Origin of the sequence: Hymenobacter sediminis, from assembly GCF_003231285.1 — a bacterium.
Lineage (GTDB): Bacteria > Bacteroidota > Bacteroidia > Cytophagales > Hymenobacteraceae > Hymenobacter > Hymenobacter sediminis.
Map to the genome: position 1 here is coordinate 154,900 of NZ_QKNS01000004.1, position 26,421 is coordinate 181,320.

Consider the following 26,421-nt stretch of genomic DNA (forward strand, 5'->3'; position numbering starts at 1 on the left):
GATTTAGCTTAAAGCATTCTCTCATGAAATTCTCTTTTGCTTCGCTTTTCACCAAACTAACGCTGGCTACTTCGGTAGCTGGCGCCCTAGTTGGCTGTGATGAACCTAACTACCCCGAGCCGAAGCCGGTAACTGAATCAACAGTTGGTCGCGCCAGCGTACTGGTAGTAAATGCTGCTCCTGGTGCTACTGGCACAGTAGTAACGTTGGATAACTCGCCTTTCGGCTCAGCATTACCCTACTTAGGCGCTTCAGCTACCACGCAAGTAAATGCGGGTCAGCGTCTGTTTACCTTCAATGAGCCGACCAATATCCCGAGCAACTATGCACCAGGTACAGCCCGTACCGTTACATCACGCTCTGCCTTTAATGGCAATGCCGGCTATACTATCTTCCTGACGGACCAGACTAACCGTGCTATCCCTGCTAACCAAACTGCCGATCAAGGGGGTATCCGCACGTTGTCTTTGCCTACCACTATTGCCACCCCAGCAGCAAATAATGCTCGAATTCGTTTTGTGAATCTGTCGCCTTCTGGCACGTATGGAATTTACAACTCCATTACACAGGCTCCTTTGTTCTCCGGTGCTCCTACCCGTGCATACCGAACCACTAACAATGGTACTACTGCAACCTCAGTTAACTACGCCAACTTCACAGAAGTAGCAGCAACTACCTACACTCTTGATGTTCGGAGCTCTACAGCTACTGCTGTACCAATCGTAGAATCACAGGGTACTTTCACATTCGCCGCTGGCAAGAGTTATACGCTCTATGTTCGGGGTGTTGCCAACAGCACTAATAGCGCTACCGCACTAGGCATCTCAGTAGTCCAGCACAACTAAGAGCGCCACTATGTAGAAAGCAAAGGGTCGGAGATATTCTCCGACCCTTTTTTATTGCACTATAAGCTTGAATATCCATAGTGATACATCAGCCTCATTTTAACACATGTCACTCAGCGATGTATCTAATTATCAATGCTATAATTACATATACTCTATTTTAGCACTTTGCTTTTAATAACATTTTAATAACACAGCAGCCTTAGCTAGTAGGCTAATTTTGTGGCCGAGTTTCAACTAACCTCTCTCATGAGAAAGAACCTTTACGCCTCCGTGGCCTTAGTGCCCTTGGCAGTTCTATCGGCACACCTTAGCTGGGCGCAGGGCACTACTACTTCAGCCATGAACGGTGTTATTACCGATAAGGCTGGAGAAGGGCTGCCCGGGGCCACAGTCATTGCTGTACACACACCTACCAACACCCAGTATGTAGCCCCTACGAACTCGGAGGGACGCTTCAATATTCAAAACATGCGTGTAGGTGGACCCTACACGGTGCGCGTGACCTTTGTGGGTTACACGGATGCTGTACGGGAAAATATTTTCCTGACACTGGGCCAGAATCAGCGCCTCGACATAAACCTAAGTGAGGCTACTCAGCAGTTAAATGAGGTAGTAGTAACCGGACAACAAAACGCGGTAATCAACTCTAACCGGACGGGTGCTTCCACTACTGTACAACGGGAAACGATTGAGCGCTTACCAACCCTGAACCGTTCCTTCAACGATTTCACCCGCCTGACACCACAAGCTAACGGGCAAAGCTTCGGTGGACGTAACACTGGTTTCAATAACATCACCATCGATGGAGCTATTTTCAATAACTCCTTCGGCTTGTCATCGACGGTAGGCGGCCAAGCTGGTGCCCAACCTATTTCGATTGATGCTATTGACCAGATTCAGGTAAGTATTGCTCCCTACGACGTTCGTCAGGGCTCTTTTACTGGTGCTGGTATCAATGCAGTAACTCGCAGCGGCACCAATAAGGTATCGGCGTCGATTTACGGCTTTTACCGTAACCAGGACTTGGTAGGCAGTCAAGTAGGTGATGTCAAATCGGACTACCCTGACTTTACACTCAAGAACTTCGGCTTCCGGGTAGGCGGGCCAATTATCAAGGACAAGCTCTTCTTCTTTGTGAATGCAGAGCGTGAGTTGCGCAACGCGCCGCCTACAGGTAACTACCGTGCTCTACGACCCGGCGAAACGCCTAACCTAACCACTTCAGCAGCTACTACCCGCGACCTAGATGCATTGTCGCGGTTTTTGCAGGAGCGCTACAACTATAGCACTGGCGCGTACGAGAACTATACGCTGCGCCAGAACAGCGACAAGGTTACAGCACGTCTGGACTGGAACATTACCCAGAATCACCGCTTCAACATCAAGTATAATTATCTAAAGTCGTACGCTGATATTAACCCAAGTTCTAGTGGCGGCATCTCGAGCACTCGTGCTCCTTCGCAGTTTGGCCTGCCTTACAAGTCCGCGTATTACACTATTAATAACAACCTCAACTCGTTTATCGCCGAGTTGAACAGTACGTTTGGCAGCCGGTTCTCTAACAATTTCACGGCTGGCTACTCGGCATTCCGCGACTATCGCTCGTCCTTCTCGTCTGTATTCCCTTTCGTGGAAATCGGCAACAACAACGGCGCTACTGCCCTCCCAACAGCTACAACTCCGAACCCAGCATATACCGCGCCTAATGCGACTCTCACTTCGTTTGGCTACGAGCCCTTTACGGCGGGCAACTTGCTTAACAGTGACGTGTTTCAGATAGGTGACAACTTCACAGCTTACTTGGGCAAGCACAACGTTACGCTGGGCACTTACAACGAATTCTATAAGTTCAAAAACGGCTTCGCACCCAACTTCAACAGCTTCTACCGCTTTGCGTCGCTGGAAGACTTCTATAGCTCAGCTGGCTACAGCTACGACCGTGCTACGGGAACCTACTCACCTCTTGCACCCAACGCTACCCGCCAAGCACCTTCTGTATTCCGGATACAATATGCAGCTAATGGCAGCAGCCAAATTCCGTTTGCAGAGGTAGAAGCCCAACAGTATGGCTTGTATGTGCAGGATGAATGGTCGCCACGTAACAACTTGAAGGTAACAGTAGGTCTGCGTGGAGATATGCCGGTAGTAGGTACGACTCTGCAGCAGAATACTAACGTTGCTAACCTCACCTTCCGGAACGGAGTGAAGTTGAACACTGGTCAAGTGCCAAATCATCCCGTTCTGTTCTCGCCTCGGATTGGAGCCAACTGGGATGTCTTCAATGACCACAAAACGCAGGTGCGCGGCGGTACTGGCATTTTCACTGGCCGTATCCCCTTCGTGCTTATTTCCAACCAAGCCAGCAACAATGGTGTGCTGTTCGGTGGTATTGAAGCGGCAGCTAGCGGTAACCCCAATTTCACCAACCCCTCAAACAATTCGGCTACACCGGCCAGCCCTACCCTCTCTTACGGCTTCAATCCTAACACGACGGCCTATGTGCCCGCTACTGCAGCAGCAGCTACGGGTTACAACCTAGCCGTGACAGACCGCGACTTTAAATTCCCGCAGGTATGGCGCACTAACTTGGCTATTGACCAAGAACTCTTCGGTGGTGTGATAGGAACTTTGGAGGCTATTTACACCAAAGACCTGAACGCACTGGCCTTTGAAAACGTGAACCTACCGAATGCCGTTGGACAATCGGCCGGTGCCGATCAGCGTCCCATTTTCTATCGTTTAGGTACAACAGCCAATAGCAGTGGTCTAGTAACTGCCACTGCTAACAACCGCATCTATGGGTTGGTTGGCACCAGTGCCAATCCGCAGAATACAGCCGCTAGCCCGAACATCACGGATGCTATTCTGATGAAGAATACGACCCGGGGCTATTCGTATTCCATCACAGGTCAGCTTCAGAAGTCCTTCAGCAATGGGTTGTTTGGTAGCCTTGCCTACACTTATACCGACTCACGCTCGGTAAATGATGGTGGTTCTACGCCAACCAACATTTGGCGTGACCGGTACGTGAGTGGGGACCCGAATGCCTCAGCCCTCAGCTATTCTAACTTCCTGCAGCAGCACCGGGTAGTAGCTGCTGCCTCCTACCGCCGCGAGTATCTCAACCATCTTGGCACTACACTTTCTGTATTCTACGTGGGAGCTCCTACCGGCCGGTTCAGCTACCTCTACGCCGGTGACATGAACGGCGACGGTCAGACCAATGACCTGATCTTCATTCCTGCCAGCCGCGACCAGATCCAACTCCAGGACATTGCCATCAACGACAACCGTAACAACCGGGTAGGCACGTACACTGCAGATCAGCAGTATGCCGACTTGGAGCGCTACATCAATCAGGATGCTTACCTGAAAGAGCACCGAGGCGAATATGCCAAGCGTAACGGGGCATCAAACCCCTGGCAGCACCAAGTGGATGTAAAGCTGTTGCAAGATATCTTCACCAAGATTGGGGAAAAGCCGCAATACGCTTCAGCTCACTGTGGATATCTTCAACATTGGTAACCTGCTGAACAAAAAGTGGGGCACAGCACAGTTTGCTAACCGTAACCAGCTCCTCAGCTACCGTGGTTATGACGTGCAGGGGCGTCCAGTATTCACCTTCCCTTATCTGACAGCTCCCACTGTTAGCGCAGCCACTCCTATTTCTGGCACTAATAATTTTACGCCTGGTACTATTACTACACCCGGCACGCCACTTTCCAACACTTTCCGTAACGACGTAACGGGCCTAGTATCTAGGTGGCAGATGCAGGTAGGCGTACGTTACATCTTCAACTAAGCCAACCTCTTAGCATAAAAAAAGTGGGCTGACGGTAGCGTCAGCCCACTTTTTTTATGTGAGAACTGGAAATATTTTTCACTTTTTTTGAGGCTGAGCCTTGTAGATCCGAAAAGCTGCACTACTTTTGTCACACCAAACGCAACCGGCGAATGGTTTACTGAAAACGGGGGATTAGCTCAGCTGGCTAGAGCGCTTGCATGGCATGCAAGAGGTCATCGGTTCGACTCCGATATTCTCCACTCCCGTTCTGAAAAGCCTGACCTCCCGGTCAGGCTTTTTTGTTTTTAAAACTTTCCCTTCTCTTTACCTGTAGGAAACACAAAAGCCGCCTCCTGATTTAAGAAGCGGCTTTTGTGTTCATCGGGAGACCTGCTAGGGTTTACACAAACAACCCTTCTACTGATAAGTAACGCTCACCCGTGTCGTAGCAGAATGTGAGGACACGGCCACCCTGGGGTATCTCGTCGAGCTTTTTGGCTACGGCAGCCAGAGAAGCGCCGGAAGAAACACCCACGAATAGGCCTTCTTCGCGGGCAGCACGGCGGGCATACTCAAAAGCTTCCTGCTGGCTTACTTGAATAGTGCCGTTCAGAATCTCGGTGTGCAGATTGTCGGGGATGAAGCCGGCGCCGATACCCTGAATGGGGTGCGGACCTGGTGCGCCCCCGCTGATAACCGGCGATAATTCCGGCTCCACGGCAAAAGTTTTCATTTGGGGGAAGTGGGGCTTCAGGGCCTCCGTTACGGCCGTAATGTGGCCGCCGGTACCCACTCCGGTAATGTGGAAATCGAAGCCTTCAGGTGCGTCGCGCAGAATCTCCTGAGCAGTGGTTTCGGCGTGCACTTTGATGTTGGCGGGGTTGCTGAACTGCATGGGCATCCAGGCGCCGGGGGTGTCGCGCACCAGTTCGTGGGCCTTTTCGATGGCACCTTTCATGCCTTTCTCCCGAGGAGTCAGCTCCAGGTTAGCCCCGTAAGCGGCCATCAGGCGGCGGCGCTCAATGCTCATGCTTTCAGGCATCACCAACGTGAGTTTATACCCTTTTACGGCCGCTACCATGGCTAGCCCTACTCCCGTATTCCCTGAGGTAGGCTCTACAATCAGGCTATCGGGGGTCAGAATACCATCCTGCTCAGCCTGCTCAATCATGCTCAGGGCAATGCGGTCTTTGATACTGCCGCCGGGGTTGGCACGTTCCAGCTTTACCCACACTTCTACGTCGGGGCGATGGGCGAACAGTTTGTTGAGGCGCAGCAGCGGCGTGTTGCCGATGGTATCCAGGATGGAAGTGGCTTTCATGGTGGTTGAGAGATAGGAGGACAAAGAAAGATTGATGCCGTCGGGCTAGAGCAGAAGACAAAAAAGAGTGTTGAGAAGACTTAAATGGAAAACATGATGTCTTCGGTGGGGTCCTGGGAACGAGTGACGTGAATGTGGGCCTGATGGTAAACCCGTGAGTGCGAAGGCACACTTTCCGTCAGCCACACATTGCCCCCGATGATGCTGTGGCTGCCCACGGTGGTACTGCCGCCCAAAATAGTGGCCCCGGCGTAAATCACCACATGGTCCTCGATGGTGGGGTGGCGCTTGATGCCCTGTAAATGCTTAGCAACGCTTAGTGCCCCTAGGGTTACGCCCTGAAAAATCTTGACGTGCGCCCCAATCACGCAGGTTTCGCCGATTACCAGCCCGGTGCCATGGTCAATGCAAAAGGATGGACCGATGCGGGCACCGGGGTGAATATCAATGCCCGTGCGGTGATGGGCATATTCACTCAGGATACGTGGCACTCGTGGCACTCCACGTTGGTGCAGGCCGTGGGCAAAGCGGTGCATGGCAATAGCGTAGAAGCCAGGGTAGGTAGCCACTACCTCGGCCAAGCCCTGAGCCGCCGGATCAGCCGCCACGATGGCGGCGGCATCCTGCAGCAGGGTAGCACGCAGGGCCGGCAAGGCGTTGATAAGGCTGGCAGCTAGTTCGGTGGCGGGCTCTGAGGTAGGCACGGCCCGCAACAGGGTGGCTAGGTCGTTGCGAAGTTGGTCGAGGGTAGCGGCTACGGCATCGGGCGTGCGCAGAGGCCGGGCGGAGCGCTCTGGAAACAGTAGGTCGAGTAACTGCTCGGCGAGCTGGCAGAAAGCCTGTGCAGGCAAGGGCGCCGCCGTTTGGAGGTGCGCTTGGGCCAGGGCCTGAATAAAATCGTGGTTGGAGGAAAGCATGAGCGGGGGCGCCCACCGTTGGGCGGAAAGGCGGAAGATAAAAACGCCGCGACTTTACCCAACCAGTCAGTGGGCGGAAGGTTTAGGATTCGGGCCAAGGGTAACCCGGCTTTATCAGGTAGCGTTACTCAACTAAACGTTACCTGTCATTCACTCTAGCTTTTTACTCATGGCTGATACCACCGTCACTAAAATTGATTCCCGCTTCTCTCCTACTGGCGTGGAGGGCGAAAAATACCTGGCTTCCGGCGTGCATGTAGCTATGCGCCTATGGGAAGATGAGCAGCCCGGCGAGGCCAAGGAACCTGCCGCTCGCGCATATGAAACGGTTGGCTACGTACTGAAAGGTAGGGCTGAGCTGCATATTGAAGGTCAGGTAGTAGTATTAGAGCCCGGTAATTCCTGGGTAGTGCCCAAAGGAGCCTCGCACACCTACAAGATTCTGGAAGCTTTTTCCGCGGTGGAGGCTACTACCCCTCCTGCCCAGGCCCACGGCCGCGACGAGGAGTAAATTTTCTCTTGATTGATAATAAAAGCCCCAGCTGCGAGTACGCGGCCGGGGCTTTTAATGTCAGTTATGTTTAAGCAAACTGTGTAATTAATTCCCAGCTACTATGCTCCGGCAGCCCATAGTTTGATTCACGGGAGTAAACCAGCCCTTTATCAGTTAATCAACTCCACCCGATCAATTCGGTCACCGATATCAAGCCGACTGACGACATCCATACCCTGCACTACCTGAGCGAAGATGGTGTAGCGCCCGTCGAGGTGGGGGGTAGGCGCGTGCGTAATAAACCACTGGCAGCTTTCGGTATCCTTACCTGCCGAAGCCAGCCCTACGGCTCCCTCGCCGTAGCGCAGGTCGGCAAATTCAGAGCGCAGGTTATAGTCAGAGCTACCCCAGCCGTCGCCGCGGGGGCAGCCACCCTGAGCTACGAAATTGGGAACTACCCGATGAAAGTTCTTGCCATTATAAAAACCCTGGCGGGTAAGGGCCACAAAGCTGGCCACTGACCCTGGCGCCTGTTCCACTAATAGGCGCAGCACCACGTCACCCTTACCAGTGCGCACCACTACCCGCTGCCCGGCCGGAATGGTGCTGACTAGGTTCCAGTCGATGGGGTGGGTAGCAGCGCCGGCCACGGGGGTAGCAGTGGCCGTAGTGCGGTTCTGCAGAAAGTCGATAGTCTGCTGCAAGGACTGCCAGGCTTCTAGGTCACGAGGAAGAGTAAGCCGGTCGCGCGCCTGCACCAGGAAATCGGGGTTAGCCAGTAGCTTACCCAGCTTTAGCTTCGGGTCTCGGATGGCTTCAGCCGCGGTGCCCATTACGGCCACATCACCACCAAGAACTCCTCGGCGCAGCACTAAGGCAAACTCAGGGTAGCGGCTGGCCGGAAAGCTTGGTTGACGCCCCATTGCCACCAGCGCCTCCATGCCATAGGTGCCAATAACTACTGGCTGGCCTGCAGCAAAGGTGGCCTGCTGTACAAAGTCGAAGGCAGCGGGGTCTTCGCCCAGGGCTTTCAGCAAATAGCCTTTTTCGTAAGGATCTGTGGCGGCCGTGTAGCGCTCCTGCACCGCTCCGCGAATAGCAGCCTGCTCAGGACTGCGTTGGCGCAGGGCGGCTGCCAGCAGCGTTGCCCGCACCCGCCAGCTTTCCAGTCGGTTGGCCTTTTCCAGGAACATGGCTCCCGGCTCGTTGGTCGCGTGAGCCAGAAAAAATTCGGCGGCGGCAAGGGCTACCTGCGCGTTGGCGTCGGTGAGGGCACTCCAGGCAGCTTCCTTCACGGGCGCGTACATGGCGGCGTTCATAGCGCGTAAAGCACTTACGCGTACCCGGTAATCAGCATCACGACGGGCTAAAGCAGCTAGCAGCGGCGGCACGGAGGGGTCGGTGGCAGCTTTGCTGAGGGCAGATGCGGCTCCACTTCGCACGGCGTAGTGCGCATCCTGCTGGGCGGCAGTGCCAACGGCTGCGGCATAAGGGGCCAGATTAAGGCCGCGTGTTCGAGCCAGAGCATTGGCCGCTGCCACCCGGGCTGTTACGGGGTTAGAGCGCCCCAGTAACTGTACTAGCCGGCCTACGGCTGCTTCCGAGGTAAGGCCACGCAGACCCGCCCGGTACAGGCCCCAGGCCTGTCCGCTGAGGGCGGCCGTGTCAGTAGCTAGGCTGGGGGGTAGGCGGGTAAGGGTAGCCAAGCCAGCGCGGGAGGTGCACCGGCCCAGCGCTTCCAGGACGTAGCGGCGCACGATGCCATCTGTTTCGGCCGTGATGCGCTGCACCAGCACCGTTTCAGCCGTAGAGTCGGCGGTTTGGCCGATGGCGTAGGCTGCTTGCCGGCGCACCGGCGCAAATGCATCCTGCTGCAAAAGCGCCAGTAGCGCCGGAGTAGCAGCTTTGTCCTGCACCGAGGCTAGGGCTTCGGCAGCGGCGCGGCGGTAGGATTCCTCGGGTCGGGAGAGGTAGGGCAGCAAGGCGGCGGTGCGGCGCTCATCTTGGGCGGTGGCAATGCGGCGCAGCACCGTATCGGCGGCAAACTGATTGAGGGCAGCCGGGGCTGTGGAAGCGTGCGGACGGGGGGCACAGGCAGAAAGCAGGAAGCCACCCACCGTCATGGCAGCAGCAGTCCGGCACAGAGCAGAGTAGATCATGGTTGGCCTAAGTTAGAAATTGCCACGGTAAGCAACTGCTAATGCGTCAGCAGCATCTGCCACAGAGTAGGGGAAGCCCCAGTACCGCCGGCCAAACAAAGCATTTCCGGCGCTAGGTGTAGGCAAACCTATTTATAGTAGCATCTTTACGACAGTAATATTTCCTATATGTCGGGCGCTAAATTATTCATCTTACCAGCCTTGCTGCTCCTAAGTATGGGGCGTAGCATGGCACAGAGCCAACAGACGCCGGCGCCGCCCGCTGCCACGCAGAAGGAGCTAACGGTGCAGCTGACGCTCCCGACCGTGGTAGGCGTTATCGGGGAGTATGCTGGCATTCTTACTTCCAAAGAGAAAGGCAAGCTTAAAACCCTCCGCAAACAAAACCGGACCACCACCAGCAATCCGGTACTTATTTTAACCATTCCGCTCCCGAAAGTGTGGGCTGACCGCAAACCTAAGTCAGAGTAACGGCCTACCCCTCCTGCCACCCACAACCCCTCCCCTGCTCCTTCCGAACTGCTTTTGCCCATGAAACTGAATGCGGATGTGCTGTTGAGCGTGCTGATTGCTTTGTTTATTGTGCGAGGTCTGCGCAAGTTTCTGGACCTGCCTACCCGTCTGCCCCACCTGAACCGGCTGCTGGGCTGGCTCTGGATACCCGGCCTGCTACTGTTCATTGGGAGCCGGGCTATCGGATGGGAGTCTGATCAGCTGGATGAGGTGTACATGCTTTTCGTGCTGGTGGTGCTGGCCCTCCCGTTGTTTCTGCTGCGCGACTACCGCCCGGCCCGCACGTTGCTTATCGGCTTGGTGCCCTACGTACTGTTTTCGGCGGTAGAGCTGCTGCTGGCCGATACCCAACTGGTGCAGGACTACGACGAGGCCTTTGATACATCCAAAGGCTTTTCGTTTATCTGGATGTTTACTTCTCTCTTCATTGCCCGCAGCCAGAAGCGCCATCTGGAAAAGGAGCGCCTGGAGCGGGAAGAGGAGGAGAAAGCCCGGCAGCTTATGGCCACCCAGAAGGCCGAACTGGAACGCTTGGTAGCTGAGCGCACGGCTATTCTGACCCAGCAAGCCGAGGAGCTGCGCGAAGCCCTCACTGAGCTGAAAACTACCCAAACGCAACTTATCCAAGCCGAGAAAATGGCCTCACTGGGTGAGCTGACCGCTGGTATTGCCCACGAAATTCAGAACCCGCTCAACTTCGTAACCAACTTCTCCGATGTCAGCGCTGAACTGATTACGGAGTTGGAGGAGGAGCAGCGGAACCCCAACCGCGACCCGGAGCTGGAAGCTGAGCTGCTGGGCGACCTGAAACAGAACCTGCTGAAAATAAACCATCACGGCCAGCGCGCAGCCAGCATTGTGCGGGGCATGCTGGAGCACAGCCGCGCCAGCACCGGCGAGCGGCAGTCTACCAACCTGAACACGCTGGCCGATGAGTACCTGCGCCTGGCCTACCATGGCCTGCGAGCCAAAGACAAAACCTTCAACGCTACCCTCACCACGCACTTCGACCCTAATCTGGGCTCCATCGAGGTGGTTTCGCAGGATGTAGGCCGGGTGCTCCTGAACCTGTTCACCAACGCTTTTTACGCCGTGCAAAAGCGCAAAGAGCTAGGCCAGCCTGGCTACGTGCCTACCGTTACCGTGACCACGAAGCCGCTACCCGACGGCGACGTGGAAGTACGGGTACGCGACAACGGCACGGGTATTCCGCGGGCCGTTGTCGATAAAATCTTTCAGCCCTTTTTCACCACCAAACCCACCGGCGAAGGCACGGGCCTGGGCCTTTCTCTGAGCTACGACATCATTACCAAGGGGCACGGCGGTACCCTGCTCGTAGAAACTCAGGAGGGCCAGGGCACAGAGTTTATCATCACGCTACCCGCCTAGCTCTGCCGCCGCGCTTGCCCTTCCTTTCCCGATTCTGCTAGCTTTGCTTCCGATGAAAATACTTGTAGTTGATGATGAGGCCGACGTGCGCACCCTGTTTGAGCAGCGCTTTCGCCGGGAAATCCGCAGCGGATTGTTTTCGTTTTCCTTTGCCTACTCCGGCGAGGAGGCCTTGGACTACCTGCACGCCCACGCCTCGGAGGTCGTCCTGATTCTCTCTGACATCAATATGCCCGGTATGAGTGGGCTGGAGCTGCTGCGGCAAATCAAGCAGGAATACGCCGCGCCCCCACCGCCGCCCTCGCCCCAGGTAATGATGATTACTGCCTACGGCGACGCCGAAAGCCGGGAGCAGGCCCTGCAGTTAGGCGCTTTCGACTTCTTAACCAAGCCGGTAGACTTTGCTGCCTTGAAAGATAAACTCCTCACCCTCGCCAGCCATGAAAACTAAAATTCTGGTCGTAGATGATGAGGCGGACCTGGAGCTGCTCATCAAACAGAAATTCCGCCGCAAAATCCGGGAAAGCGTGTACGAGTTTGTGTTTGCCAGCAACGGGCAGGAAGCACTGGACACCGTGCAGAAAAACCCTGATCTGGACATTATCCTCTCCGACATCAACATGCCCGTGATGGATGGCCTAACCTTGCTCAGCAAGCTGCAGGAAACCAACCCTGTGCTGAAGACGGTGATGGTATCGGCTTACGGCGACATGCAGAACATTCGTACGGCCATGAACCGTGGGGCCTTTGATTTCGTGACCAAGCCCGTTGACTTTCAGGACCTGGAGGTGACCATGGACAAAACGGCGGCCCACGTGAAACAGCTGCGCGAAACGCTACGGGCCATTCAGGAAAACAACATCCTGAAGATGTACGTGGATGAAACCGTGCTCAATTTTGTGAGCAAGCCGGGCTTCGAGAACACCCTCATGGCCAGTGAAACGGTAGAAGCCACGGTAGCCTTCATCGACATCTGTGGCTTCACGTCGTTGTCGGAAGTCCTACCCCCCGCCGACATCGTAACCATGCTCAATACCTACTTCGATCAGATGGTGAAGGAGGTCATTGCCCAGGGCGGCTACATCGACAAGTTCATGGGTGACGCGGTAATGGCCGTGTTCCGGGGAGAGTACCACCTCGACCGGGCGGTGGATGCCGCCCTGGCGGTGCGTAACGTAGTGCAGGCGAATGAGCACATACTCCCAGACGGCAAGTCCTACCAGCCCCAGGTTAGCATTGGTATCAACACCGGCGAAATGGTATCGGGCAATATCGGGTCGGCCTCTCTCAAGCGCCTCGATTACACTGTTATCGGCGACAACGTGAACGTGAGCCAGCGGCTGCAGTCGGTGGCCCTACCCGGCCAGATAATCGTGACGGAAGCTACCTACCAGCTCCTGCGCGAGTCGTTCCAATGCAATCCTATCAAGGAAGTCACGCTAAAGAACAAGGCTCAGCCCATCATGATTTACGAGGTAATAGCGTAGAAAATGCTGGACTGACCGTGAAGGGATATCGGCAGCAACCTAACGTAAACCACATGTGAAAGCCCCAGCGGGGCGACATCTACTCGCTCAACAGTAGTGTCGCCCCGCTGGGGCTTTAAACAATTAGCAGGGGTAGGCAGCTGTTAATTGGCACCTCCGCTGGGGCTACTCCCTCACAACCAGCCGAACGGCTAACTCGCTATTTCACCATCTCGTTCTGGCGGCGCAGGCGCTGGCAAAGCACCCGCAGGATGTTGCGCAGCACCTCGCCGCGCTCTTCCATCACATCATAGAAATCTTCCTGATCGAGGCGGAAAGCAACCACATCGGTTTGAGCAACAGCAGACGCAGAGCGCGGCTCTGCGTCCAGCAGGGCCAGCTCCCCGAAGAAGTCGCCTTTGCGGAACGTAGCCAGCTGCTGAGAGCCGGTGAAGACGCCTACTTCTCCTTCGTGCACAATGAACAAGGAAGTGCCTAAGTCGCCTTTAGCAAAAATCTGATGTCCAGCCGGGAAGCTCACCTCCTTCATAATGGGCACAATACTGCTGAGCACATTGGCGGGGGTAGCCGCGAAGAGAGCGGTACCCTGTAGCACGGCTACCCGCTCAGCAGCCGATATATGGGAAATAGAAGCAGAATGACTCATAAGCAAATCGGAGAGAGCCTGGTGGGCGGTAAGTAACTGAGTGTATGTGGCAGGCTGCTCACGTTTCAGCCGAGCCAGCGCCCCGAGGGCGCTTTCCCGGACAAGCAGGTTGGCGCTTTGTAAGTGCGGCACCAACAGCCCAACTGTGGCCTGCTCTGGTTGCCAGTGCTGTAGGGCTAAGCTAATGGTCCAGTCGGAGAAGGCAGTTTCACCCCGGCTGATGATGGCGGTGAATATTGATCCGGAAGCTGTAAATCCGCCCAGCAGTGCATCGAGCCGGCGCGCCTTTTCGGCTACCGGCCCTACCTCCAGCAGCGTCTGCAAGCCTTGGTACACGGGACGCGGAATCAGGTTGTCGAGGACTTCGAGGGCATTGGCCTGCCGCTCACGGGTAGCGTGAGCTACGCCGCGCTGCGCATCGGCAATCAGGTGGGACGGGTACAACTGCTGCAACAACCCAAAGATGCGCTGCTGCACCCGGGCCAACTCATAATCCAGACTGGCCCGCACGGTTTTATCGTGAGTGGAAGCCAGACCGTGCAGCAACTGCTGGGCCAAGCGCATTTCTTCCTGCACCAAGGCCTGAAACGCTGGTGCCTCGGCCGCTACCGGGGTTGCATGGCGCAAGGCCCGCAGAGCCGCCTCGCGCCGGAACAAGTTTAGGTGTTGGGCCAGCGTTACCAGCGCCTGTCGGCTGGCTGAGTGCCGGATGTGGCCGCACAGCTGGGCTACGCGCCGGATAAGCGCTTCATCAGGACTGGTGCGCAGGACTTCCAGCAGAGCGGGTAGTGCCTGCTCGCCCAAGGCCAGCAACGTTTCGGTGGCCGCGGCTCGGGTTGATTTATCCGATAGCGCAGCAATTTGGGCTTCAACTTCAGCGGGGCTGATAACTACATCAGTGCCTTTGGCAGCGGAAGTAAGGGTAGGCTCCTCATCGGCAAACCCAAAGCGCCGGCTCACCGCATGCTGCAACTCGGCGAGGTAGTGCCCATAGGTGCGGTGCAGGTAGAACAAGGCCACTACCAGCAGCAAACCCATCCATACAAAAGTGAAGGTCTGGCCCAGTTCCGGCTGAACGTGCAACGCAAACAGCAACCCACCAGCCAGGGCCATACCCAGAGGCTCATATACCCCCTTAGCCAAGGTGTGCGCCTGCAGGCGCTCCTCGGCGGGCAGAGGCTGAAACAGCACCAGAAAAACGGGGTCGAAGACGGCGCGGCGCAGTATTTCCAAAGTCAGGAAGAGGCCGCAGAAGTAAAGCACCAGCACATCGGGGCCGGCGGAGCGCACCACCCCAAACAGCCCCAACCCAACCAGCAGCACGGCCGGTGGGGCCAGCAGCACGGCTCGCAACCCTACCCGGCTGAGCACTGGCCCAGTCAGAATGAGCTTTACCACCAGCGCCAGCAGGTAGGCCAGGGCCAGCACGCTGCTCACGTAGCGCATCACGGCGGCCTGGTCGTGGAACTGATGCTTCACGTTCACGAAGAAAGAATACTCGATGCCCGTGGTAACGGCTGCCACTGCCAGCATGCTCAAGCACATAGTGAGCACCACCCGGCTGCTGCCAAACCAGCGCTGCAGCCCTGGCGCTACCGCCGTAGTACGCTGGGCCCGGGCCGCTGAACGGGCCTCTACCAAGTGGGAACGGTTAGTGCGTTGCAGCACCAGCAGGGCACCCATGTAGGCGCCAAAAGCCGTGAGGAGCAGCCACAGCAATTCCGTATGATGATGAATTAGGAGGGCCAGTACGGCGCCCAGGGCTTTGGCCGGCATGTCGCCAGAGCTGATAACGCTGAACAGGCGCCGCCCCTGGCGCACATCAAATACCACCGCCGACACGCCCCAGAACTCCAGGTTAGTAAGCAGATAAATTACCCGGTAGCCCGCCATAATAGCCACCGCGGCCAGCACCGAATGCCCCACCACCACCAGCACGCCCAGCACCGCCGTAAGGGCCACTACTGCCAGCAGCACCCGCACGGCTACCCGCTGCAGCCCTAAGTGGTGCTCATAATGGGCGTACACTTTGCCGGCTACTATCATGCATAGCGCCGCTGCTGCATAAGCTAAGGGCAAGTTACGCTCGGGGTTGTTTTCGAGCAGAATAACGTTGGCCGAGACATACACCAGGATGGTGCCAATGCCTAGCAGGAAGTTGTGCAGAAAAAATAAGCCCACGGTGCGGCCTTCTTCGGGCCGAATGCCCAGAAGCTGCTGCCAGCGTGCAAGTAGTGTCATCCTATACATGAAGGGCAAATAGCGAGAAGCTGCAAGATAGGACCCTGACACGGCACGACGCCGGATTTTTCCGATACTTACGGCGCATTTCTCCCGACTGCTTCCTGCCCATGGACTGCTTCCGCGCCGAAGCCTACGTGCTGACCCAACTGCGCCAGCATTTGCCCCCTACTCTCTACTACCACGGCCTGCACCACACGCTGGATGTAGTAGAGCGGTCTTTGGCTTTGGCCGCAGCCGAGGGCATTACTGATCCGGAAGCACTAGCCTTGCTCCGCACGGCAGCCTACTACCACGATTCCGGTTTTCTGACTACCTACCAGGGGCACGAAGAAGCGAGCTGTGAATTGGCCCGCCAGGTGCTACCCGGCTTCGGCTACCTACCCGCGCATATTGAGCTGGTTTGCCAGCTCATCAAAGCCACGCAGGTGCCTCAAAGCCCTGGCTCCCTGCATTTGGCCCAAATTCTCTGCGACGCCGACCTGGATTACCTTGGTCGCCCCGATTTCTGGCCCATCAGCCAGACCTTGTTTGAGGAACTTCAGGCCCGTGACCTTATTACCGACGAGCAGGCGTGGCTGCAGGTTCAAGAAAGGTTTCTGGGCAACCACCGGTACTGGACGACCAGCGCCACCCAGTGGCGCGAAACCGAAAAGCAGGCACGCTTAGCGGAAGTACAGGAAAAACTAGCTGCCACTCAATAAGAGGTTGTAGGCAGAAGAGAACGTCATCGGAATGGAGCCAAAGCATCTCGTTTGGCTGACCATTACCAAAAGAATGGTCATGGCGAGCTGTTGGAGCTATGACCGTTCCTTACTTAAGCCATAAACCTTTACTGGAAGCACACTTTGATGACACGCCAACCGCCATCAGCATTATTCGTTCACCGCAGTTCTTCCTACTCCGGCCAGCACTGCTTCCAGGGCCGCAAACAACTCTTCATTCCCGCGTTGCTCGTAGGTGCTCAGGGCTGCTTCGAACCCGCTTAGGTCGTAGAGAAAAGCCTTTAGGTTATCTGGGGTAATGGCCGTAAAATGCCGTCCGTACCCAAGCTTTTCGACCTCGGCAGCATTAAGAAACTGCTCAAATTGGGCTGGGATGGGGACCGCGCAAATGGGTTTGCGCAAGTACACGGCCTCACTGATCAGCGAGAAGCCCCCGTTGGTAACCACGGCGCGGGCACTAGCCAAATCTTCCAGAAAGCCTTGCTCGCTGAAGGCCCGAAGCTGCACGTTGCCATGGTTTTCTTCCTTATTAAAGCCATACACCCGAAACTGCTGCTGGGGTAGCTGCTGCAACTGTACCACTAAATCTTTCTGAGTGGTGGCCGACTGATACACCAGCACATGCTCGCCGCGGGTGGGCGTAAGTGCCAGCACCTCAGGACGCAGAATGGGCGTCACCAGCGTGGTTCGCTCCTTGATGAGGGGCAGGCGGAAGAAGGTAGTAATCAGGTAATGATGGCTCCGGGGCAGCTTGCCGCGCACAATCTGCCGGGCCAGAGCCAGGTTCTGACGTTCTGCGGGCGGCACTGGCACATCAAGCTGTGCCCGGCTTATAATCTGCATATTATCGACGCTGATGACGGGCAGACCTTTCCATTTGGCAAACAGAAAGCTGAACGACTCAAAGTCGGAAATCACTACCTCAGGCTCGAAGTCGCAGAGCAACTCTTGGTACTTGCGGAAGTTTACCCGCAGGTTTTCTGGTGCCGAGCGCAGCGTCAGGGCCGCCGTTCTCGACTTGGAAACCGTGAGGTTTTTATAAGCCAGATGAAACCCCCTGATTTCGTGCACACGGCCCGGAAAGTTGGCGGCCAGCATCTGGTAGGCCCGGGAGCTGCTCACCACGCACACGTTGTGCCCCTGGCTAAGCAAATGCCCAATAACTACTTTGCTGCGGGTAGCGTGGCCCAGCCCCTCGCCAGGAACGCCGTATAGGATATTCATCTGGTATTCAAGTGAAGTTGATTAGCTAAAATGCTGGTTTTGCGCATGGCTAAGCCAGCTGATGGGGTTCCTACCCCCACGAAAAAGCCCTACCACAAGGCAGGGCTTTTCCGGATTATGCATTTCTAGCGCCGAGTAGAGGGAATACGGAATTGCAGCCCTAGGCTAGGAATGAAAGTGAATCCTTTCAGACTGGCAGTTTTGTTGTTCAGCAGCTGATACTCGCCGTAGTTCTGGTAGTACACCGAGAGGGCCGGAATAAAGTAGGCATAGCGGTAGCCTAGCTTGGCATTGAAGAAAGCGCCAAAGGAACTGAAATTGCGGCGGGCAGTAGGCAGCTCGGGTACTTTGCTGGCCACAGCCCCGCTGCCCGGCCCGTTGTAGAGGTTGCCGGGCGTGAGGCCATAGCGCACAAAGCTATGCGCATACACCACCCCGTACGAAATGGCCCCGATTTCCTCCTCGGGCCCCAGCGAGGTGCTGAAAACCAGCGGCACCAGCAAATCATGGCGCGTAGCCTTAAAGCCGAGCAGGCTGTTCACGTCGTCGAGGAAGGGAATGCTGGGCAGCTTGGCACGTTGGGTAGCGTACTGCAGCCCAATGCTACCGTAGGTAGCGCCCCCCTGCCGGCTACCAGGGTTTTCGGGGGTGCCCGTCGGACCCATAAACTGGTACATCGCATCGAAAACGTGGGAGCCAAAGGCATATTTATACCCCACATCAAACCGCTCAGCCAAGCCATAGCGCAGGTAGAGGTCGGAGGAAGGCCGCACGGGGTCCAGAATGTAAGCCAGGGCGGCTACCTGCAGATTATCGACGGTGGCGCTGTAGTAAACGCTGTCCTTGGAAGCCTGATTGGCTAAATCTTTGGCGGCCGATTTAATGGTGGAGCCCAGCTTGCCGATGGTTTGGGTAGGCGCGTTAAATGAAACGTTACCCCCCACCCGGAACTCGCCCTTGGGGGTCACCTTACCCGTGCTGACAATGGCACGCGGGGCGGTGCAGGATGCAACAAGCAGCAAGCTAGTTCCGGCGACTAGGGTTAGCGCGGAACGGAGGGTAGGGAAACGACGCATATAAGCAGGAAATAAGGGCTGAAACCGGCCCACGGCCAAAACCAGGCCGAAAGTAAGAAAAGCCGCTGAGGTGGCGGCGGGCCGCTGGGCGGAACTACCGACCTTTACTTACTGTCTGCCTGATTATTCTTCTCCCGGAAGCGCCCCGCCTATGCCCCGAATTTTCCGCGTTTCGTTTTTCCTTGGCCTGGTGCTGGTGCTGCTTACGGCGGCCCGGCCTACCCCTAAAGCCACGGTGTACGTCTTCCTTTCCGATACGTGCCCCATCTGCCAGGCCTCTACGCTCACCCTGCGGCAGCTGCACGCCGAGTATGCCGCCCAGGGCATCGAGTTTGTGGGAATTTTCCCGGAGCCGGAGTTGCGCCCCACCGACCTAATTCTGTTTCAGAAGGAATATCAGCTTCCCTTCCCCCTTCGGCTCGATGAAGGCCAGCAGCTGGCTCATCGCTTTCAGGCCCGCATCACGCCGGAGGTGGTAGTAGCCGCTTCCGATGGCCGCATCCTATACCAGGGCCGCATTGATGACAGCTACGCCGCGCTGGGCCAGCGCCGCATGGTAGTGCAGCACCACGAGCTGCGCGATGCCTTAGCTGCCGTGGCTGCGGGCCAACCGGTAGCTCAGCCCCGCACCGAGGCCGTAGGCTGCCTTATTACCCTCCGCTCTTTAACAGGTTCGTCCCATTAACACCGCTATTCTATTCCTATTTATATGAAGCAATTCTTCTCTTGGCTTTTACTGGTTGCTGGCTTGTGTGGGGGTAGTACGCCGCTGTGCGCCCAGGCCCCACAGGCGCTTACCTACAGCGAGCATATCGCGCCCATTGTGTACACCCACTGCACGCCCTGCCACCGCCGGGGCGAGGTAGGACCGTTCCCGCTGACCAACTACCAGGAGGTGGCCAGCAAGGCTCAGACCATCAAGTTCGTGACCGGCATCCGCTACATGCCGCCCTGGAAAGCGGACCCCAAGTACAGCCACTTCCTCGACGAGAACACGCTTACCGACTCCCAGATTCAGCAGATCAAGGATTGGGTAGATAACGGTGCGCCCCGCGGCAACCCTAATCAGGAGCCACCGCTGCCAGCTTACCCCGCCGGCTCTCAACTGGGCACCCCAGACTTAGTGGTACCTATGGCCCAGGCCTACACCCACCAAGGCAACCTGAAGGATATTTATCGGGTGTTCGTGCTGCCTACCCACCTACAGCAGGACCAGGACATTGCCGCCGTAGAGTTCCGGCCGGGCAATAAGCGTATCACCCACCACGCCCTGCTAGGCCAAGACACTACCCAGCGCGGACCGCAGCGCGATGTGGCTCAAGAGGGCTACGGCTACACCAATTTCGGGGGCTACGGCTTTTCGCCTACCGAGGAAAACTGGGGCAGCTGGGTGCCGGGCGCACAGGCCCGCTACTACCCCTCCGGCCTTGGCAAGAAGCTGTACAAGGGCGCCAACATTCTGCTGCAGGTACACTACGGCCCTACCCCTCTCACCCAGTCCGATTCGTCGGTGGTGAACATCTTTTTTGCCCGTCAGCCGGTGCGGCGCTACGTGCAAACTATACCACTTTCGCCCATCCAGATTACGAATGGTCCGTTCGTTATTCCGGCCAATATGGTGCGTACTTTTCACGCCGAGTTTCAGGTGCCCACAGATGTAAGCTTGGTGAGCGTGCTACCCCATGCACACTTGCTGGGCAAGAGCTGGAAGATTTGGGCCGTGAAGCCAACCGGCGACACAATTCGCATTCTGAAAATCAATAGCTGGAATTTCAACTGGCAAGGTGCCTACCGCTTCCCGACCCTACTACGGATTCCGGCTGGCTCACGCATCATGGCCGAAGGCACTTACGACAACACCACCAATAACCCGCGCAATCCTTTTTCTCCTCCGCAAACCGTAACCTGGGGCGAGGAAACCACTGCCGAGATGTTTGTGGTGTACCTCGATGCCGTGCCCTACCGCCCCGGCGATGAAAGCCTCGTGCTGAGCGCACAAACCGAGAAAGAGCTGTTTCAGCGTCCTCAAACTAAGCTCTACCCCGTGTACCCCAACCCAACAGGCGGCGGGTCGGTTACGGTGGGCTTTGCCCTGGCTCATTCGGCCCCTGTTAAGCTGACCCTCACCGATGCACGAGGCCGCGTGGTGCGCCAGTTAGCGCCGAGCCGCACCTTTGCCAGTGGCCCCCACGAAGTGAAAGTTGCTACGGAGCATCTGCCGACCGGCCTGTACTTCGTGAAGCTGGAAACTCCGGATTTCAGCCAAACGCAGAAGCTGGTGGTAGGCCCGTAGCCGCGCTACTGCCTACTACCAGCTTCTAAAGCCCATGCTTACTCATCGGTGGGCATGTTGGTATTATTGCCTTGCAGGTAGCCTTCGGTGAAGACATGGTACTGGTCGAAGATGGAGCGCACGGAGCGGCGGAGCACTACCTCCCCCTGCGGCCCCGAAGGCACGCTTACCCCGGAGGCGTACCCATTCCAGACGGCGCGGTTGGTGCGGTTATCAATGAGAGTGACCAGCAAAGTGCCTTCTGAGAGCAGCAGCCGAACTGGCTGGTAGCCCTGGCGCGCATCATTGGGGGTGTCTTCGTCCTCGGTGCTGCCATTTTTCACCCACTTCGAGAAGTCATCCTGGCTGTAGCCCCGAAAGCGCATATCACCCTCAAACAGACGGAAGTTGACCAGCAAATCGGGGCGGCGGCGCGAGGAGCGGTAGCCCTGGAGCTTCATGCGCGTCCGGATGGCGTCGCGCACGGCCTCCCCCAGCTTGCTGGTATCGGAGTTAATGCCTTCTCCGCTGATGAATTCGTAGGTGCGGTAGCGCCGAAACTGCCCGGCGTAGCTGTAGTCTGATTCCACTCGCGCCTCGCGCGACATAAGGCACCCGGACAGCAGGAGGCTGCCGCTGGCCAGCAGAGTAGCAAGCAATTTCATAGGCCCAGAAGAGTTAGGAGCATGTAGCTTCTAAAATACGAAACCTATGGTGCTTTGGGACTGCCTGTTAGAGGTAAAATTATGATACTCATCAGCAAGCCCTTCTAGCGCTAAATCTAGCCACTTTCTGCCTACGAAAACTGCTTCTCTAGCACCAGCGTCAGTCCCCTACCCCCCTGCACCGTCCCAATGATATCGAAGCCGAAGCGCAGGTTCAATATCAGCATGGCTCGCCAGCGGTTAAAGGTTTGGGTCCGGACGCTGTGGTAGCCCTTTGCCTTGCACCATGCGTGCTGTCGGCGCATGAGCTCAGCGGCCAGCCCCTGCCCCCGGTGGGCAGGGTGCACCCCACCCAGCCAGCTATAGTAACTGCCGGGTTTGCGCTCGTAACCCAGCTTGCAGGCCACAAGCTTGCCCTCCGCAAAGGCCAGCCACGCCTGCACCGGCTGCTTGCCTTGCTGGTAGCGCAAATCGGCGGCAAACCCGGCCGCGTTATCTTCCAGCACTTCGCCCAAAAGCTGTGTCAGGGAATCAAAGTCGGCATCGGCCGTCGGCAGCTCTGCCCAGAAAACATATTCAACAGACATGCGCCCAAGATAGGCGCCGACCTGCTACCCTCCTACTGATACCCGGCGGCCTGCAGTTGGAACAGTTCGGCATAGCGCCCCCCACGGGCCAGCAGCTCTGGGTGGCTCCCGATTTCTACGAACTGCCCGTTTTCGATAACCAGAATCCGGTCGGCCATGCGTACGGTGCTGAAGCGGTGCGAGATAAGCACGGCGGTTTTGCCTTGGGTCAAGTCCTTGAAGCGCTGGAACACCTCGTATTCGGCACGGGCATCGAGGGCAGCGGTGGGCTCGTCGAGGATGAGGAGTTGAGCATCGCGCATGTAGGCACGGCCCAGGGCTATTTTCTGCCACTCACCCCCACTTAGGTCCACGCCCCCGTTGAAGCGGCGACCAATCATTTGGTCGTAGCCCTGGGGTAGCTTGGCAATGACGGAATCGGCGAGGCTTTGGGCGGCGGCTTGCTCAATGCGCGGCCGGTTGTCTTTCTGCTCAATGCGGCCCACGGCCAGGTTTTGGCCTGCCGGTAGCTGGAAACGTACGAAATCTTGGAAAATCACCCCTATTTCCTGGCGGAGCTCGGCAGGGTCGTATTCGCGCAAATCGTACCCATCGAGCAGAATGCGGCCTTCGGTGGGGTCGTAGAGGCGGGCCAGCAGTTTCACGAGGGTAGTCTTGCCGGCGCCGTTTTCACCCACCAGGGCCAGCTTTTCGCCAGCCTGCAGCGTGAAGTTCAGGTTGCGCAGGGCCCACTTTTCGGCGTTGCGGTACTTGAACCCCACGTTATCAAACCGAAACCCCTCCCGGATGGGCCGCGGAAACGGCCGCACCGGTTGTGCCTCGTCGCGGCGGATACGGGGCTGCAGGTGGAAGAAGTCAAAGAAATCCTGCAGGTACAAAGCGCCTTCGGCCACGGCGCTAAACCGGCTCAGAATGCCTTCCAGCAAGCCCCGCATGCGGCCAAAGGATCCGGCCAGAAAGGTAAGCTGACCAATGCTCACCTGCCCGCGCACGGCTTGGCTGATGATGTACACGTAGGCGGCGTAGTAGCCGGCTGCACCCACCGCGGCGAAAAACGTACCCCAGCCCGCCCGCCGAATCACGAGCGACTTATTCTGCTGATAAAACTCATCAGAAAGGGTCCGGAACCGGTCAATCAGAAAGCCCGACAACCCGAAAATCTTGACTTCTTTGGCCGTTTCATCGGAGGCGCCGGTTTGGCGGAGGTAGTCCAGCTCGCGCCGCTCGGGCGTCCAGCCGTGCACCAGGGAATAGCTGCGCTCATTAAAGTGCGACTCCCCCAGAAAGGCCGGTACCACCGCCACCAGCAGCAACAGCAGCAGCCACGGATTAAACGCTACCAAGCCCACGGCCAGAAACACCATGGTAATAAAGTCCTGGGCTTGACTGAGCACTTGGGCCATGAGTACGGTACGCGAGAGTGTCTGGCGGCGCGCCCGCTCCAGCTTATCATAGAATGCGCTATCCTCGAACTGGTCCAGATCGAGTTCGGCAGCGTGCTGCATAAGGCGCACCGAGGTCTGGTTGGCAAACAGGTCGCCCAGCAGCGAGTCGAGCAACGCCACACCCCTACCCAGCGCATCCGACAAAATGGCTAGGCCAAATTCCAGAGCAACCAAGGTTAAAACTGGCGTCAGGGCCCGCTCGGCGGCAGGCTGGCGGCTGAGTTGTACTACCGTATCGAGGATGAGCTGCCCAACATAGAGCATGGCCACCGGCAGGGCCGCCCGCACTAGGCGCAGAGCCACGTTGCCCAGGGTTAGGGCCGGGCTGGTCTGCCAGATCAGGCGAAGAAACTCCGGCAGGTTTTTAAGTGCCGAAAACCGCTCCCGCACCGTGAGGGCAGGCTTTCCATCAGCCCGCGGTTTTTTGGCAGATATAGTAGAGAAAAAGGAATCAGAACGAGCCATACCCCGGCTATACGGCACACTTCGGGCCGGAGTACGCCAGCCGCCGTTTTGGCAGAGCAGGGGAGGTAGTAAATAGCAGCAGAGTAAGTAATAGGGCAAGCCAAGCCTGCCCTACCCCTAGGCATTCATAATCTTACCTTGGTTATCCCAGTGGCTGTGCTTAACGGCCATGCTGCCCGGCTCGCGCTTGATGGTACGCGTGAACCGCTCGCCCACAATCTTGCCATCGGGGCGGCGCTTACCGAAGAACAGCACCACCGGCTCCCCATTCTCATTGGTGAGGAAGGTAATGTCGTAGCCCTTGAACACATCGTTAATTGTGGCCTTGGGCTCGTAAATTTTGCTGAGCTTTTTGTCTAGTTCTTGATGTAGCGGCATGATGACTTCGGGTTGGGTGCAGGGGTAGTGTACGGCCGATATTGGAGGTAGGTATAGCGTTGAGCTACCCCATGGTGCACCACAGGCGAGCTACAACGCACTGCCGAAATGCCGAAGAGCGTTACTTTACAGCACGAATTCACCACCGCGCGTACATACCGACTGGGCCTGCGCGGTAAGCAGCCCGTTTGCACCTCCTATGCTGCATAGCATCCCGTTTTCTTCCTTCGACGACACCACCCGCCAGGCTCAGTACGTAGCGGTAAAAGCCGCCCTGGAGGCCGAGGCCACCTCTTCCCCAACGTTGCTGCTCAGCAACTTTGAGGTAGAAGGCGAGGTAGTGGATGCCCTTGTGGTACGGCCTCACAGCATCACGGTGTTGCTTTTTGTGCCAGAAGGTGGCCTGCTGGACATCCCGAACCAGCAGGACGGGGCGTGGCAATTGGGCTCCTACACCCTGCACGGCGATGAGTATGCCGCCAACCCCTTCGAGCAGTTTCTGCGGCAGCAAGAAGCAGTGGCCAAATGGCTAAATGCACACCTCACACCCGCGCAGGTGCAGCCCGAGCTGATTACCGGGCTGGTCCTGTTTGCTGGCTCTGTGCAGTTCGGGCCGGGGGTAGAAACCTACCTGCGCCGCCAGCCCGGCGCCGAAAACTTTCAACTGCTCAGCGCCCTGAACCAGCTACCACGCCGCCTACGCCAGCTCAGCAACCCCGAAATCAGCCTTCCCCCCGACGCCCTGCTGACTTGGGCGCAAACCCTTTCCACCACCCCTGCCACTTCCTACCCCTCCGATGCCCCCGAACCCGACGGCACCAGCTACTGGGAAGACAAAGCGCGTAAGCTATGGCGCTGGTTGGGAGCCGAGGACATTCCGCACGATGCGCCCTACGGCTCCACGGCCGAGGCCGTAGCCGCCAGTGAGCAGGAAATGCACCGCTTGGAGCAGCTCAGCCAACAGGTCCGCGCCGAGCTGGCTCAGCAGCGCCAGGAGATGGAAGCCCGCGAAGCCGAACGGGAACGAAGCATTGAGCAGCTGCGAGCCCAGCTGACGCAAGCACCCGGCCCGGCCGCCGAGGTAGCTGCCCTGCAGGCCCGCCTAGCCGCCGAAACCCAAGAGAAAAACCGTCTAGAAGAAGCCATCCGGGCGGCGCAGCAAGAGTCGGCGGTACGTAACCAGGAGCTGGACGCGCGCATTCAGCAGTTAAGCCACCTGATTCAGCAATTGCAGCGCCAGCCGGAGCCAGTGGCTGCCGCAGCTCCTGCCGCGCCAGTTGCACGGGCAACACCTCCGGCAAGCGCCCCCGCCAAACCCACAGTACGCAATACGGCGGTGCCCCCTACCCGTCCGGCCGCCGCAAACCTGCTTCCCCGCGACTCCTGGCGCATTAAATGGCCGCGGGTGCTGTTGGTAATACTGGGCATTTGCGGCATTGGGGGAGCCGTTTGGGGGGTAGCGCACTTTGTCAGCAACCGCCTCGCTTCGGCCCCCACTACCACCCGACAAGCCCCGAAAGAGGAACCGAATGCCGAAGATGAAACCGCTCAGGCTCCTTCCCTCTCTGACATCCAGCCCGATACATTACTAGTAGAGGATGAGCCCATCCCTACCCCTGACCCAGCGAACAACCCTGCCTCAACGCCAGCTGCTACCCCCTCCGACAGCACTGACCAGGATGCCGGCTTATATGAAACTGACGAGGAAGGTTCGGATGCAGACCCCACTGATTCAGCCGCCATCGAAGAGCAGGTTCCCGGGCGTTAGCTAACCAACTTCAGATAA

General features: G+C 57.3%; 22 protein-coding genes and 1 tRNA gene. 13 read left to right on the forward strand and 10 right to left on the reverse strand.

What is annotated here, in order from left to right; translation table 11 throughout:
• Positions 1-23: 23 nt before the first annotated feature.
• The 4 genes from DNI29_RS12265 (at position 24) to DNI29_RS12280 (ending at position 4,892) form a co-directional block, all read left to right on the forward strand.
• Positions 24-845, forward strand: a complete 822-nt coding sequence (locus tag DNI29_RS12265) for a DUF4397 domain-containing protein (RefSeq protein ID WP_110978407.1) — start codon at positions 24-26, stop codon at positions 843-845.
• Between the two features lie 249 nt (positions 846-1,094).
• Positions 1,095-4,373: a TonB-dependent receptor gene (locus DNI29_RS12270; RefSeq protein ID WP_110978408.1), complete on the forward strand. Its 3,279-nt coding sequence runs from the start codon at positions 1,095-1,097 to the stop codon at positions 4,371-4,373.
• Complete coding sequence (locus DNI29_RS12275) at positions 4,351-4,650, forward strand: hypothetical protein (RefSeq protein WP_110978409.1); 300 nt, start codon at positions 4,351-4,353, stop codon at positions 4,648-4,650. Before DNI29_RS12270 ends, DNI29_RS12275 begins: the two co-directional genes overlap by 23 nt.
• 168 nt (positions 4,651-4,818) lie before the next feature.
• Positions 4,819-4,892 (forward strand) — tRNA-Ala (locus DNI29_RS12280).
• A gap of 140 nt (positions 4,893-5,032) precedes the next feature.
• Here DNI29_RS12280 and cysK read toward each other — a convergent pair.
• Both cysK and DNI29_RS12290 read right to left on the reverse strand, forming a co-directional pair.
• Entirely contained in the window at positions 5,033-5,953 is a 921-nt protein-coding gene (gene cysK / locus DNI29_RS12285) for a cysteine synthase A (RefSeq protein WP_110978410.1), read from the reverse strand.
• Between the two features lie 80 nt (positions 5,954-6,033).
• Positions 6,034-6,870: a serine O-acetyltransferase gene (locus tag DNI29_RS12290; protein ID WP_110978411.1), complete on the reverse strand. Its 837-nt coding sequence runs from the start codon at positions 6,868-6,870 to the stop codon at positions 6,034-6,036.
• A gap of 169 nt (positions 6,871-7,039) precedes the next feature.
• Between DNI29_RS12290 and DNI29_RS12295 the strand changes: the two genes are divergently transcribed.
• Positions 7,040-7,381, forward strand: coding sequence for a cupin domain-containing protein (locus DNI29_RS12295; protein ID WP_110978412.1), 342 nt, complete (start codon positions 7,040-7,042; stop codon positions 7,379-7,381).
• A 152-nt stretch (positions 7,382-7,533) separates the two neighbouring features.
• Here the strand turns inward: DNI29_RS12295 and DNI29_RS12300 are convergent, their stop codons facing one another.
• Positions 7,534-9,522, reverse strand: a complete 1,989-nt coding sequence (locus DNI29_RS12300) for a peptidylprolyl isomerase (protein WP_110978413.1) — start codon at positions 9,520-9,522, stop codon at positions 7,534-7,536.
• A 228-nt stretch (positions 9,523-9,750) separates the two neighbouring features.
• On the opposite strand from DNI29_RS12300, the gene DNI29_RS12305 reads away from it, so the two are divergent.
• The 4 genes from DNI29_RS12305 to DNI29_RS12320 are packed head-to-tail and all read left to right on the forward strand — an operon-like array spanning position 9,751 to position 12,911.
• Positions 9,751-9,993 carry a hypothetical protein gene (locus DNI29_RS12305; protein WP_110978414.1) on the forward strand — a complete coding sequence of 81 codons (243 nt, stop codon included), beginning with the start codon at positions 9,751-9,753 and terminating at the stop codon, positions 9,991-9,993.
• Positions 9,994-10,053: 60 nt separating this feature from the next.
• A complete protein-coding gene (locus tag DNI29_RS12310; RefSeq protein ID WP_110978415.1) occupies positions 10,054-11,424 on the forward strand; it encodes an ATP-binding protein in 1,371 nt (456 codons plus the stop codon).
• Between the two features lie 52 nt (positions 11,425-11,476).
• The gene (locus DNI29_RS12315) at positions 11,477-11,875 is read left to right on the forward strand and encodes a response regulator (protein ID WP_110978416.1); all 399 of its coding nucleotides are present in this window, start codon (positions 11,477-11,479) and stop codon (positions 11,873-11,875) included.
• Positions 11,865-12,911 carry an adenylate/guanylate cyclase domain-containing protein gene (locus DNI29_RS12320; protein WP_110978417.1) on the forward strand — a complete coding sequence of 349 codons (1,047 nt, stop codon included), beginning with the start codon at positions 11,865-11,867 and terminating at the stop codon, positions 12,909-12,911. The genes DNI29_RS12315 and DNI29_RS12320 overlap by 11 nt, the downstream gene beginning before the upstream one ends.
• Before the next feature lie 199 nt (positions 12,912-13,110).
• On the opposite strand, the gene DNI29_RS12325 is transcribed toward DNI29_RS12320, so the two are convergent.
• Positions 13,111-15,798 (reverse strand): cyclic nucleotide-binding domain-containing protein, encoded by a 2,688-nt coding sequence (locus DNI29_RS12325; protein ID WP_238388078.1) that lies wholly within the window; start codon positions 15,796-15,798, stop codon positions 13,111-13,113.
• 110 nt (positions 15,799-15,908) lie between these two features.
• Here DNI29_RS12325 and DNI29_RS12330 point away from each other — a divergent pair, with 110 nt between their 5' ends.
• Positions 15,909-16,502: an HD domain-containing protein gene (locus DNI29_RS12330; protein ID WP_110978419.1), complete on the forward strand. Its 594-nt coding sequence runs from the start codon at positions 15,909-15,911 to the stop codon at positions 16,500-16,502.
• Between the two features lie 171 nt (positions 16,503-16,673).
• Here DNI29_RS12330 and DNI29_RS12335 read toward each other — a convergent pair whose 3' ends face one another.
• Positions 16,674-17,747 carry an MJ1255/VC2487 family glycosyltransferase gene (locus tag DNI29_RS12335; RefSeq protein ID WP_110978420.1) on the reverse strand — a complete coding sequence of 358 codons (1,074 nt, stop codon included), beginning with the start codon at positions 17,745-17,747 and terminating at the stop codon, positions 16,674-16,676.
• Between the two features lie 125 nt (positions 17,748-17,872).
• Complete coding sequence (locus tag DNI29_RS12340) at positions 17,873-18,823, reverse strand: hypothetical protein (protein WP_123823231.1); 951 nt, start codon at positions 18,821-18,823, stop codon at positions 17,873-17,875.
• Between the two features lie 151 nt (positions 18,824-18,974).
• Here DNI29_RS12340 and DNI29_RS12345 point away from each other — a divergent pair, with 151 nt between their 5' ends.
• On the forward strand, positions 18,975-19,508 hold the full coding sequence (locus DNI29_RS12345; RefSeq protein WP_110978422.1) for a redoxin domain-containing protein: 534 nt from the start codon (positions 18,975-18,977) through the stop codon (positions 19,506-19,508).
• A 24-nt stretch (positions 19,509-19,532) separates the two neighbouring features.
• On the forward strand, positions 19,533-21,116 hold the full coding sequence (locus DNI29_RS12350; RefSeq protein WP_110978423.1) for a T9SS type A sorting domain-containing protein: 1,584 nt from the start codon (positions 19,533-19,535) through the stop codon (positions 21,114-21,116).
• A gap of 38 nt (positions 21,117-21,154) precedes the next feature.
• On the opposite strand, the gene DNI29_RS12355 is transcribed toward DNI29_RS12350, so the two are convergent.
• The 4 genes from DNI29_RS12355 to DNI29_RS12370 all read right to left on the reverse strand — a co-directional run bounded on the left by DNI29_RS12355 (position 21,155) and on the right by DNI29_RS12370 (position 24,635).
• On the reverse strand, positions 21,155-21,760 hold the full coding sequence (locus tag DNI29_RS12355; protein WP_110978424.1) for a DUF4136 domain-containing protein: 606 nt from the start codon (positions 21,758-21,760) through the stop codon (positions 21,155-21,157).
• A gap of 131 nt (positions 21,761-21,891) precedes the next feature.
• On the reverse strand, positions 21,892-22,347 hold the full coding sequence (locus DNI29_RS12360; protein WP_110978425.1) for a GNAT family N-acetyltransferase: 456 nt from the start codon (positions 22,345-22,347) through the stop codon (positions 21,892-21,894).
• A gap of 32 nt (positions 22,348-22,379) precedes the next feature.
• Positions 22,380-24,257 carry an ABC transporter ATP-binding protein gene (locus DNI29_RS12365; RefSeq protein ID WP_110978426.1) on the reverse strand — a complete coding sequence of 626 codons (1,878 nt, stop codon included), beginning with the start codon at positions 24,255-24,257 and terminating at the stop codon, positions 22,380-22,382.
• 117 nt (positions 24,258-24,374) lie between these two features.
• Entirely contained in the window at positions 24,375-24,635 is a 261-nt protein-coding gene (locus tag DNI29_RS12370; protein WP_110978427.1) for a hypothetical protein, read from the reverse strand.
• Positions 24,636-24,834: 199 nt separating this feature from the next.
• Here DNI29_RS12370 and DNI29_RS12375 point away from each other — a divergent pair, with 199 nt between their 5' ends.
• Positions 24,835-26,403, forward strand: coding sequence for a hypothetical protein (locus DNI29_RS12375; RefSeq protein ID WP_110978428.1), 1,569 nt, complete (start codon positions 24,835-24,837; stop codon positions 26,401-26,403).
• Positions 26,404-26,421: the final 18 nt, after the last annotated feature.